This is a genomic window from Propionispira raffinosivorans DSM 20765, from assembly GCF_000381065.1.
Classification (GTDB): domain Bacteria; phylum Bacillota; class Negativicutes; order Selenomonadales; family Selenomonadaceae; genus Propionispira; species Propionispira raffinosivorans.
Genome location: NZ_KB905843.1, coordinates 157631 through 169536, shown reverse-complemented (window position 1 = coordinate 169536; position 11906 = coordinate 157631). Strand labels below are relative to the sequence as shown.

Annotated in this window: 6 protein-coding genes; 5 read left to right on the top strand and 1 reads right to left on the bottom strand. The window is 37.7% G+C overall.

Features of this window, described 5'->3' with window-relative positions; all coding sequences use genetic code 11:
- Positions 1-30: 30 nt before the first annotated feature.
- The 5 genes from glgD to malQ all read left to right on the top strand — a co-directional run bounded on the left by glgD (position 31) and on the right by malQ (position 10906).
- Entirely contained in the window at positions 31-1137 is a 1107-nt protein-coding gene (gene glgD / locus F606_RS0105790; RefSeq protein WP_019552932.1) for a glucose-1-phosphate adenylyltransferase subunit GlgD, read from the top strand.
- 142 nt (positions 1138-1279) lie between these two features.
- Complete coding sequence (locus F606_RS0105785; protein WP_019552931.1) at positions 1280-3721, top strand: glycogen/starch/alpha-glucan phosphorylase; 2442 nt, start codon at positions 1280-1282, stop codon at positions 3719-3721.
- A gap of 118 nt (positions 3722-3839) precedes the next feature.
- Positions 3840-5912, top strand: a complete 2073-nt coding sequence (glgB, locus tag F606_RS0105780) for a 1,4-alpha-glucan branching protein GlgB (RefSeq protein WP_019552930.1) — start codon at positions 3840-3842, stop codon at positions 5910-5912.
- 28 nt (positions 5913-5940) lie between these two features.
- Positions 5941-7377, top strand: coding sequence for a glycogen synthase GlgA (glgA, locus tag F606_RS0105775; RefSeq protein WP_019552929.1), 1437 nt, complete (start codon positions 5941-5943; stop codon positions 7375-7377).
- An 82-nt stretch (positions 7378-7459) separates the two neighbouring features.
- The gene (gene malQ / locus F606_RS0105770) at positions 7460-10906 is read left to right on the top strand and encodes a 4-alpha-glucanotransferase (RefSeq protein WP_019552928.1); all 3447 of its coding nucleotides are present in this window, start codon (positions 7460-7462) and stop codon (positions 10904-10906) included.
- Positions 10907-10988: 82 nt separating this feature from the next.
- Here malQ and F606_RS0105765 read toward each other — a convergent pair whose 3' ends face one another.
- Positions 10989-11849 (bottom strand): LysR family transcriptional regulator, encoded by an 861-nt coding sequence (locus F606_RS0105765; RefSeq protein WP_019552927.1) that lies wholly within the window; start codon positions 11847-11849, stop codon positions 10989-10991.
- Positions 11850-11906 lie beyond the last annotated feature (57 nt).

The following is an 11906-nucleotide window of genomic DNA, read 5'->3' as shown; positions in this document are numbered from 1 at the left end:
TTTTTAATGATTTGATCGGAGTGGATAACATTGAAAACGGTAATGGGTATTATTGATCTTCAGGAAAACGATAAATTAATCAAAGAAATGACAGCAAAACGACCTTTAGCAGCTGTTCCATTTGCTGGTCGATATCGATTGATTGATTTTTCATTATCAAGTATGGTGAATTCCGGCATGGATACAGTGGGAATTTTATTGCCAAATAAGTCACGTTCTATTTTAGATCATCTTCGTTCAGGCAAAGACTGGGATTTGGCACGTAAACATGATGGCTTGTTTTATTTACCTCCTGCAGAAGCTGAAAATGGGCTGCGTAATGGTAATATACAAAGTTTTTATCGTCATTTGGATTTCATTGCAAACAGTTCACAAAAATATGTGCTGATTTCTGGAAGTCGTATTGTTTATAATATGAATTTTGATAATGTATTGCGTTTCCATCAAAATACAGGTGCTGATATTACGATGGTCTACAATATGGAATCTACAGAAAATACAGCAGGTGGTACGGTCATTAAGACTGCGGAAAATGGACTGGTTCAGGATATTGCTGTTCAGGCGGTTACGTATGAAGATGCTAAGGTCGCTATGGGAATTTACTTAATGGATAAAAACATTTTTACAAATATTGTAGAATCGTGTTTTTCTCATGGTGGAACGAATTTTCTGATTGATGGTCTAATGCATGTCGATGATTCTTATTCCATTTATGGTTTTAAGCATGATGGTTATGTCGCGAGGATTAATTCAACAGCCAGTTATTATAAAGCAAGTATGGAAATATTAAATCCGGAAATTTGGCAGGAAATTTTTATGAACGTGGATCGGGTCTACACTAAAGTGAAAGATGAGGCTCCGGCTCAATATAAGAAGAATGCAAAAGCAACGAATTCTTTGATTGCCAATGGTTGTGTTGTTGAGGGAACTGTCGAGAACAGTATTTTGTTTCGTGGTGTAAAAGTCGGGAAAGGCGTACATGTGAAAAATAGTATTGTTATGCAAAAATGCGATCTGCAGGAAGATGCGTTGATTGAAAATGTTATTTGTGATAAGAACGTAGTTATTACCCACGGGAAATGGCTCAAGGGCGCTTCAAATTATCCGCTCATCGTTGAAAAAGGTGTTGTTATTTAAGGAGATGAGGCCGTCTCAAATGTATTAGCGTATTCCAGTGATAAACAAACATTTTGTTTGCGCAAGGATGCTATGCATTTGAGGCGGCTTAGCTTGTTTCTACGGTAAGCTATACAAAAGAATGTGAGGGAGCTGTCGTATTTTGATTAAAGATAAAGAGTTGAAAGATATATTAAAAACAAGGTTTACGCAAGCGGCCCACGCTATGTGGGGTAAGGACTTAACCGATCTTACGAAAAATGAAAGTTATCAGTCTCTTTCCCGCGTCATACGCCAATATATCAGTGAAAACTGGGTCAAGACCAATAAATATTATTTAGATCATAAAGAAAAACAGGTATATTATTTTTCAATTGAGTTTCTACTTGGTCGCTTATTAAATAGTAATTTGATTAATATGAATTTTAAACAAATTTGTGAAGAGGCTTTTAAAGAATTAAATATGGATTTAAATGTGGTTTTAGATGAAGAACCTGATGCTGGGCTTGGTAATGGTGGATTAGGGCGGCTGGCAGCCTGTTTTATTGATTCGATGGCAGCATTAGGTCTTCCTGGACATGGGTGTGGTATTCGTTATAAATATGGTCTGTTTGAACAGAAGATTGTTAATAATTATCAAGTGGAAATACCAGATAACTGGCTTAAAGAAGGGTTTGCGTGGGAGTTTCGAAAAACCGACAAGGCAATTGAGGTCAGATTTGAAGGTAATGCCTATATGGAAAAACAAAAAAATGGAAAATTGAAAGCAATCCATAAAGATTATACTTCGGTTACGGCCATTCCTTATGATGTACCAATTGTTGGGTATCGCAATAAAACAGTCAATACTTTGCGGCTTTGGAATGCCGAAGTAAATAAAGATTTCTCTGATTATGGATTATTGTCACATGAGCAGCAACAGGCTAAAATGCATTATAAACATAATGTCCAAAAGATCACAAAATATTTGTATCCGGATGATAGCTCATATGAAGGACGCAGACTTAGATTGATTCAGGAATATTTCTTTGTCTCAGCGGGGTTGCAGAGTATTGTTCGTCATTATCGAAAAAAAGGCATGAAATTAGTTGATTTTGCCGATAATATTGCAATCCATATAAATGATACACATCCAGCGGTAGGGGTAGCTGAACTCATGCGTATACTTATTGATGAAGCGGATATGGAATGGGCTGAAGCTTGGAAAATTACAGTGGGAACGATGGCCTACACCAATCATACCATTTTGCCAGAGGCGTTGGAAAAATGGCCAATTGACATGTTTAAGTCACTTTTGCCAAGAATCTATATGATTATTGAAGAAATCAACCGTCGCTTACTGGATGATGTTCGTGAGCGGTACGATGATGATGAACATATGATTCAGGAATTATCTATTTTACAAGATGGGCAAGTGCATATGGCACGTTTAGCTGTTGTTGGCAGTCACAGTGTCAACGGGGTAGCGCAGATTCATTCTGACATATTAAAAAGTCATACCATGCATGATTTCAATACGTATTATCCGGGAAAATTCAATAACAAAACAAATGGTATTACACATCGGCGCTGGCTGATTGGAGCGAATCCTGAATTGGCCGCTTTAATTGATGATGCAATTTCGACAAAATGGCATAAACGACCGGAACGATTGATTGACTTATTGAAGTATAGTAAAGATAAAGCATTTACAAGTCAGGTGGAGAAGATTAAGTCGAAGCGAAAACAAGATTTGGCAAAATATATTAAAGAGCATAACAATCTTGTGGTCGATCCAAATTCAATTTTTGATATCCAAATTAAACGCATTCATTCTTATAAACGCCAGATTATGAATTTACTACACATTATGGATCTATATAATCGTTTAAAAGAAAATCCAAAACTTGATATTGTGCCGCATACATTTATTTTTGGGGGTAAAGCAGCACCGGGGTATCATGTGGCCAAGGAAACGATTAAATTGATTAATACGGTGGCGGAATTGGTAAATAATGATAAATCAATCCATAATAAAATAAAAATTGTCTTCATGGAAAATTATGGTGTATCTCTTGGCGAAATTTTATTCCCAGCTGCTGATATAAGCGAACAAATTTCTACTGCCAGTAAAGAAGCATCCGGTACAGGTAATATGAAATTCATGATGAATGGTGCAATTACACTCGGGACGCTTGATGGGGCAAATGTTGAAATCAGTCAAGCTGTAGGACCTGAAAATTGTGTAATATTTGGGCTGCGAGCCGAAGAAGTTTTAAACTATTATGCGAGCGGAAGTTATTCCGTTTGGGATGTCTATAACAATAATAGTCGTGTACGAACAGTTTTGGAACAATTGGTTAATGGATATTTTGTCAATGAAAATGAAGAATTTAGAGATCTCTATGATTATCTTTTAAATAGTAATGATGAATTTTTTGTCTTGAAAGATTTTGAGGCATATGCGAAAGCTCATCTGGAAATTGTAAAAAGATATCAGAACCGTTCGGCGTGGCTGACTTCAAGTGTTATAAATATTGCCCATTCAGGAAAATTCTCCAGTGATCGAACGATTGAAGAGTATGCAAAAGATATTTGGAAAATAAATCCTGTGTTGATTCCATGAACGTATTTTTCTAGGATGGAAATAAAATGAAATTAGATTTATATAAAAGAAATTTTTCAGGCAAGCGAATGACATTTTTATTTATGGTGAAAATTCAATGAGTTGGTGAGGCATTATCATGGAGATTTCAAGACTTAGTGAGTTTGACTTATATTTATATCATCAAGGAACCAATTATCATACGCATCAGATGTTAGGTGCACATTTAATAGAACAGAATGGTGTTTTGGGAGTTCGGTTTGCTGTTTGGGCACCTCATGCGAAATCTGTTAGTGTCGTCGGCGATTTCAACCAATGGAATAGTTCTTTAAACTATATGGAAAAAGTTTCGGACGGAGAAGTGTGGGCGCTCTTTATTCCAGATGTTAAAGTGGGTGATATTTATAAATATGATGTTGAGACAGTGCACGGTGGGCATATTTTAAAAGCAGATCCCTATGGATTTTATGCTGAAAAAAAACCGCAAACAGCGTCAAAAGTCTTTGATATCACTCAATATGAATGGCATGATCGGGTATGGGAAGAGCAGAAGAAGCAGCAAACATCCTATGAGTCACCGATGCTTATATATGAAGTGCATCTCGGTTCATGGCGTCGAAATTCTGCAGGGGACTATTTAAGCTATCGTGAACTGGCGGATTCGCTTATACAATATGTGAAAAAAATGAATTATACCCATATTGAATTTATGCCATTGTGTGAACATCCGTTTGATGGTTCATGGGGCTATCAGGCAACCGGATATTTTGCGGTAACAAGTCGTTATGGATCGCCCGATGATTTTTGTTATTTAGTGGATACAGCCCATCAAAATGGCATCAGTATCATTATGGACTGGGTACCAGGACATTTTTGTAAAGACGAACAGGGCCTGCGGCATTTTGATGGGCAGCCGCTTTATGAATCTGATAATGAACGTCGGGCTGAAAACTGGGAATGGGGTACAACGAACTTTGATTATGGTCGTACGGAAGTGCATAGTTTTCTGATTTCAAATGCTATGTTCTGGCTGGAGCAGTACCATATAGATGGTCTGCGGATTGATGCAGTGGCTAATATGCTTTATCTGAATTATGCCCGCAAAGATGGTGAATGGGAACCTAATAAATATGGAGATTCCGGTAATTTAGAAGGTATGGATTTTTTGCAAAAACTCAATCAGGCAATTTTTAAATATCATCCGTATGCATTGATGATGGCGGAAGAATCAACTTCCTGGCCGATGATATCAAAGCCCGTTCACATGGGTGGAATTGGTTTTAACTACAAATGGAACATGGGCTGGATGAATGATATGCTTGATTATATGAGTTTGGATTCGAGTCAGCGTAAATGGAATCATGGTAAGGTTACATTTTCATTTGTTTATGCATTTTCGGAAAACTTTGTCTTGCCGCTCTCACACGATGAGGTAGTGCATGCAAAAGGTTCATTGATCGAGAAAATGCCAGGAGATTATTGGCAGAAATTTGCGAATTTACGGGCATTTTTTGGCTATTGGATAGCCCATCCTGGTAAAAAATTATTGTTTATGGGCAGTGAATTTGGTCAATTTATCGAATGGAAATATGATGATAGTTTGGATTGGCATTTAGTACAAGAATATCCGATGCATGCGAAAATGGAGACGTATTCAAAGAGCTTGAATGCCTTTTATTTGCAGCACCAGGCATTATGGGAAGTTGATTTTGATTGGCATGGATTTGAATGGATCGACTGTAATGATAATGAAAACAGTGTCATTTCTTTTATTCGCAAGGGGAAAGATCCCGATAACTTTATCATTGTTGTGTGCAATTTTACGCCGGCAGTGTATCATGAGTACCGGATTGGTGTGCCGGTAAAAGGTTCTTATCGAGAGATTTTTAATAGTGATGCGGAAATTTTTGGGGGGTCCAATGTTTTGAATAAAGATGATATTCATACGGAGAATGTCATTTGGCACAACCAGGAACAATCGATTCGCTTTACGGTACCGCCTTTAGCTACTATTTATTTTCAATTGCAATTGGAAAAAAAAACAATAAATCGCTCTGTTGGTGAAAATATAGTTGCAGAAGCTAAAGCAATAAAAACTTCAGTAAACTTAGACATGCCAAAACATAAAAAAACAGACATAATGAAAAAAGAGGTTTCAAATGATAAGGGCGCAAAAAAAAGATCCCGCCCCAAAAATAAGTCAATACAATAAGAATGCAAAAAAGGAGGAATAAAACAATATGTTAAAAGTTCTTTTTGTAGCATCAGAAGTAGTACCATTTGCAAAAACGGGTGGCCTGGCAGATGTAGCGGGCTCTTTGCCGAAAGAGTTACGGGCACAGGGGATTGATGTGCGAGTTGTTATGCCGAAATATGGAAATATAGCAGAAAAATATAAAAAAAAGATGAAACCGTTGCTTAATACGCAAATTCATGTGGCCTGGCGTGAAAAATTTTGTGGTGTAGAATATGTAGAACATGATACCGTTCCGGTTTATTTTATTGACAATGAAGAATATTTCAAACGTGAAGGGTTTTATGGGTATGATGATGATGCAGAACGTTTTTCATTTTTCAGTCGTGCTGTATTAAATATGTTACCAAAACTTGATTTTAAGCCAGATATTATTCATATTAATGATTGGCATGCAAGTTTGGTAAGTGTTTTTCTGAAACTAGAACATCAGAACGACCCTTATTATACAAATATCCGTACCGTTTATACGATTCATAATTTAAAATATCAGGGTGTTTTTCCCAAGAGCGTTATGAATGATGTATTGGGATTGGATATGAAGTATTTTCAAAATGGTGATTTAGAATTTTTTGATGCAGTTAATTTTATGAAAGGCGGTATTATTTATTCAGATTACATCACGACAGTAAGCCGCACGTATGCGCAGGAAATTCAATATGAATATTTTGGTGAAAAACTAGATGGTTTATTGTGCGAACGTTCCAAAGAACTTGTTGGTATCATAAATGGACTCGATTATGATCTTTATAATCCCAAGACAGATAGGCATTTGGTGGTCAATTACGATGAGAATTCAACCAGTGCTAAGCTTGATAATAAAGTAGCTTTGCAGCAAGAACTTGGTCTGCCGGTGCACCGTAAGGTGCCTGTGCTGGCGATTGTATCGCGGCTCGTTGGTACGAAAGGCCTTGATCTTATTATTCGTATCATGGATGAAATTTTACAGCATGAAGATGTACAGGTTGTTATTCTTGGGACAGGCGATAAAAAATATGAAGATTGGTTCAAAGGCCTGGCGTGGCGTTTCCCAAAAAAAGTTTCGGCTAATATCACCTTCAGTAATAGTTTAGCTCATAAAATTTATGCGGCAGCTGATATGTTTATCATGCCGTCTCGTTATGAACCATGTGGTATTGGTCAGCTGATTGCACTTCGTTATGGCGCCATTCCGATTGTTCGTGAAACGGGCGGGTTAAAAGATACGGTTCAAGCTTTTGATAAATATACACAGACTGGTAATGGTTTTGTTTTTACAAATTATAATGCACATGAACTTTTATTTGCGATCAAACAAGCTCTGGGGACTTATAGCGATCAATCCATTTGGAATACGATTGTTCAAAATGCTATGACAAGTGATTACAGCTGGAAAAAATCAGCCCAGCAATATAAAGAACTCTATACGAGTCTAAAAAAATAGATCGAACTATGGGAAGCTTAACAGGTACTGTAATACTTGTTGGGCTTTTTCCATAGCTTGATTAATAAAAAGGTGAGGTAATATGCGGGAACAAAGAAAAATTATTCATAATTCACAGCATTCATATTATCGAAATCCGGTTGGTGCAGTTCGGGCAAAATCCAGTATTAAATTGAGTTTAGATGTAAATATGCGTGGTAATATATCTTCTATATTTGTTAGAATTTGGCAGGAAAGCTCTGGAGAAAAATTGGTTCCGATGTCTACAGTTTCTTCAGGTACAGACTGTGATCATTATACTTGTGAAATTATGGTTCCGGACAAAGGCTGCCTGCTTTGGTACTATTTTGTGATTGTGACGGCAACAAAATCTTTTTTTTATGGAAATAATATGGAGCATTTAGGCGGCGTAGGACAGTGCTATGATCATGTGCCGCCTTCATTCCAAATTACGGTATTCAATATAGGTGCTAAGACACCGGATTGGTTTAAACATTCGGTCATGTATCAAATCTTTCCAGATCGATTTTATCGCAGAGGAGATAAATTGATTTCTAAAAAAGGCGCCGTTATTCATGCCAATTGGGAAGATGCCCCCTGTTACTATAAAGATGTTGATACCAAAGAAATTGTAGCTTATGATTTTTTTGGTGGAAATTTGACGGGGATAATCGAAAAGCTGCAGTATCTGAAAGAATTAGGTATATCTGTTATTTACTTGAATCCAATTTTTGAATCACCGAGTAATCATCATTATGATACAGGGGATTATCATAAAATTGATCCCTTATTGGGCAGCAATGAAGACTTTACCGTATTGTGTGAAACGGCTAAAACGATGGGCATAGCAATTATTATCGATGGTGTTTTTAGTCACACCGGTAGTGATAGCAAATATTTTAATCGGGATGGCAATTACGATTCAATTGGTGCTTTTCAATCGACGCGTTCACCATATTATGAGTGGTATAGTTTTCATAATTATCCCTATGAATATGATAGTTGGTGGGGTTTTCATACATTGCCAAATGTGAATGAAACGATACCATCCTACATGGATTTCATCATTAATCAAGATGACAGTGTGCTGAAACATTGGATCAAAAAAGGTGTTAGTGGTTGGCGGCTTGATGTGGTGGATGAACTTCCAGCGGCTTTCTCACAGCGTTTTTACCAGGTTCTCAAAGAAGAAAATCCGGATGCTGTTTTGATAGGCGAGGTATGGGAAGATGCTTCAAATAAGATTAGTTATGGGTCAACGCGCGAGTATCTTTGTGGACAAGAGATGGATTCAGCGATGAATTATCCGTTTCGTCGGATCGTTTTAGATTTTCTCTTAGACTATGTGGATGCAGCGCAAACCAATCGGAAACTTTTGAGCCTTCAAGAAAATTATCCGATTGAAAATTTTTATGCAATGATGAATCTTGTCGATAGTCACGATGTGGAACGTGCGATTACAACATTAGGCGAAGCACCTTTTTATGAAGGCATGCCAGCGGTGAATCAGGGGAAATATCGTATGGATCAGGAGCATTTTCAATTAGGGTTGGATCGTCTCAAATTAGCAGTTTTATGGCAGATGACATTTCCTGGTGTTCCTTGTGTATATTATGGGGATGAAATTGGAATGCAAGGATTTAAAGATCCCTATAATCGTGGTACTTATACCTGGGGGAAAGAAAATAAAATTCTGTTAGATTGGTATAAACGTGTGATAGCACTGCGAAATCAGCATGTTGTTTTGCAAACTGGTAAGTTGATTCCAATCTATGATACGGCTGATGTATATGCGTATGCGAGGATTCTTGAAAAAAATCAAGATGTTTTTGGCAAAGCAGCGGATAATGAAGTATTTATTGTTTTACTCAATCGCAGTAAAGTGCATGAACGGACGGTCGAATTGGATGTACATGGAATAGCTTGTGGATCGCTTACAGAAGTGTTCCATAACGGCGAGTTGGTTATGGTGCATAATGGCAAACTGACGGTTACGATCAAGGCGTTGACAGGACTTGTCTATCAGATGATTTCTGAAACTGAGCAGCTGCCACGCCGTGCCGGGATTTTACTGCATCCAACATCATTGCCATCCAAGTATGGAATTGGTGATTTTGGTAAGCCGGCCTATGATTTTGTCGATTTTTTGGTGGGGGCAAAGCAGAAATTGTGGCAGATCCTGCCACTTAATCCAGTGGGCTATGGATATTCACCTTACCAGTCCCCTTCAGCTTTTGCGGGGAATCCGATGCTTATTTCATTAACTCAACTATTGGATGAGGGGCTGCTTACGGCACAGGATGTCAAGGTTCCCTTTGCAGATGTCCGTCATTGCGTTTATTTTGAGGGGGTCTGGGCATTTAAAGAAAAATGTCTCCACAAAGCACATCAAAAATTTGTGGCAGCAGAAGCTGACGGTGATTATCAAGCTTTTTGTGAAGAAAACAAGGTATGGTTGGAAGACTATGCTCTTTTTATGGCACTGAAAAAACAATTTAAGGAAACTGCTTGGAATACTTGGGATAAGGACCTAATTTCACGGCAGCCAGAAACTTTGACGAAATTTCGTAAGCTGCTTCATACAGAAATTTCGTACTATCAATTTTTGCAATATATATTTTTTAAGCAATGGAAAAAATTGCGAGAATATGCCAATAGCAAAGGTATTGAAATCATTGGTGATATGCCGATTTTTATTGCTCATGACAGCTCTGATGTCTGGGCAAATCAAAACCTATTTTTACTCGATGAAGCAGGACATCCGCTCAAGGTGGCTGGCGTACCGCCTGATTATTTTAGTGCAACAGGACAACTTTGGGGGAACCCTCATTATCGCTGGGATCAGATGGAACAAGATGATTATCTGTGGTGGCGCAATCGTTTCAAAACACTGTTGACGATGGTGGATATTATTCGTGTTGATCATTTTCGTGGGTTTGAATCGTATTGGGAGGTAGATGGCACAGCAACAACTGCGATCGATGGAAAATGGGTTCAAGGACCAGGCCAACATTTTTTTGCGATACTGGAAAAATATTTTGGAAAATTACCAATTATTGCTGAAGATTTAGGTATTATCACGGAAGCCGTAGAAAATCTTAAAGATGAATGTGGCTTTCCAGGTATGAAAGTTCTGCATTTTGAATTGTACCTTAATGAAATGGAACGACTGGGTTTTATATGCAATCAAAACTGCGTTGTTTATACCGGAACGCATGACAATAATACAACAGTGGGGTGGGCAGCAGAAAATATTGATGGTAAAACACTAGAAGCAGTAGCGGATTTAATTGGTGCAGATGCTAAAGTTCCAATGGACATTTGTGATAAACTGATTGAGTTTGCCTATGCGTCGAATGCAAGTTCAGTCATTGTGCCGATGCAAGACTTATTGCGGCTTGGTAGTGATGGTAGAATGAACAAACCGGGAACCGTTGGTACAAACTGGCAATGGTGTGCGGGTAAAGCAGATTTCACTTTGGATCTAAGTAAGGAACTTACAAAATTATGCGAGAAATATAAACGATAAAGTTTCAATTGAACAAAACAAAAAAATGACAGAACCCTAGAGGTTCTGTCGTTTTTTATATTCTGTCTGGACATAAAGGCGATTATAAATGTGATGCTTTCACGAAATCGACAAATAAATTAACAAGTGGCAGTTCCATTGAACTTTCGTTGCAAATCATCCACGTTTTTCGTGTGATGGGCTGATTTTCCTTGTTTTTTAAGTTCAAACGATGGATATTAGGAATGTCGTGCAGAATGCGCAACGGTAGTATTGCATAACCGAGACCAAATTTCACCATTTCTTTACAATTTGCTAATTTATCAACCATCATACTAATTGTTGGCGGCTGCTCAAAATTTTCTCGCCACCATTTATCAAGCTGTGATTTTAATAGATAATCACTTTTGTATTCGATACGCGGCAAATTTGGCAGATCTTTAAAGTCAAAAGGTGTTGTTGAGGCGATACAGATGGGTTCTTCATATAGGAGATGCATATCTTTACAACCACCGTAGTCGACGCTTACAAAACCAACATGAGCTTTTTGGTTATAAATAAGACTGAAAATATTTTTCGTCCAGTCTGTGGTTACTTTGAATTTGGCATTTGGATATTCTGTTTTAAATCGTTTCAGGAGCTGAGGAAGCGTATACATGGTCAAATAATTTGAGGCAGCGATTTCCAAGGTACCTGCATTTTGCTGGGATAAATTTTTGATTTCTTCTTTTATGAGATTGAAGCGATTAACAATATCGCTGGATGATGTGACAAGATATTCCCCTTCCGCTGTGAACTGGATTCCTTTTGTACTGCGGTGAACGAGTTTTACACCGAATTCTCGTTCAATATGCTGGAGTCTTGATGTAAGCGCTGGCTGTGACATATAAAGTGATTGTGCGGTTTTTGTTATGTTTTTTTCGGCATATAACGCCTGCATGATTAACCAATCACGGTCTTCCATAGATGATCCCCCTTAAAACGCTATAATACATATATATATATATAGATTCTGTACTTG

What these genes read in the sequence shown, in the direction of transcription:
- glgB (WP_019552930.1), top strand. Translation starts at nt 3,840, where the DNA reads ATGGAGATTTCAAGACTTAGTGAGTTTGACTTATATTTATATCATCAA.
- glgA (WP_019552929.1), top strand. Translation starts at nt 5,941, where the DNA reads ATGTTAAAAGTTCTTTTTGTAGCATCAGAAGTAGTACCATTTGCAAAA.
- malQ (WP_019552928.1), top strand. Translation starts at nt 7,460, where the DNA reads ATGCGGGAACAAAGAAAAATTATTCATAATTCACAGCATTCATATTAT.
- F606_RS0105765 (WP_019552927.1), bottom strand. Translation starts at nt 11,849, where the DNA reads ATGGAAGACCGTGATTGGTTAATCATGCAGGCGTTATATGCCGAAAAA.